This window comes from Oscillibacter sp. MSJ-31 (assembly GCF_018918025.1).
Taxonomy (GTDB): Bacteria; Bacillota; Clostridia; order Oscillospirales; family Oscillospiraceae; genus Hominicoprocola.
The window spans coordinates 1-530 of the sequence record NZ_JAHLPT010000074.1 but is presented as its reverse complement, the minus strand read 5'-3'; the positions used below and the strand labels follow the sequence as shown (position 1 = coordinate 530).

The 530-nt window shown below is 63.2% G+C and carries 1 pseudogene; it reads right to left on the bottom strand.

The features are described from left to right. Positions 1-530: pseudogene (locus KQI17_RS13480) on the bottom strand (hypothetical protein); the annotation flags it as partial.

Sequence of the window (530 nt, the reverse complement as noted above, 5' to 3'; positions counted from 1 at the left end):
GTGCGCGAGCGGGTGGCGTCGAAGTGCGCGTCGCCCTCCGCCTCGCCGCTGAACATCCAAAACGGAACATAGACGCCGCTGATCTCCTGCAGATGATTTTCGCTGGAAAAGCTCTTCGGCAGGAATACCTTACCCTTATAATGCTGCTTGAGCCTTTGGATCGCGTCCTCGCGGCTGAGCTTAAAGGGAATCACGAAATCCGGCTTCAGCGTGCCCGCAAACTGTCCCGGCACGACCGTGGGGTTGCCGCAGTAGGGGCAGGAGGTCGCGGCGGTGGTCGCGTCACAGATGAGCTGCGCGCCGCAGCTCGGGCAGTTATAGGCCTTCATGCCCTCGCCCTCCGCACCCCAGTCGGTGCTCAGGTCTGACATATCCCACTCGCTCCCCTCGGCGGTTTTCTTTTCCGCGGCAGCCTTTTCCTCGGCGGACTGCTGCGCTGCCGCAGCCTTGCCCTCCTTCTCCGCGTAGAGCGCCTCGATCTGCGCCACATCGTAGCTCGCGCCGCAGTAGTCGCACTCCAGCTTGCCGGA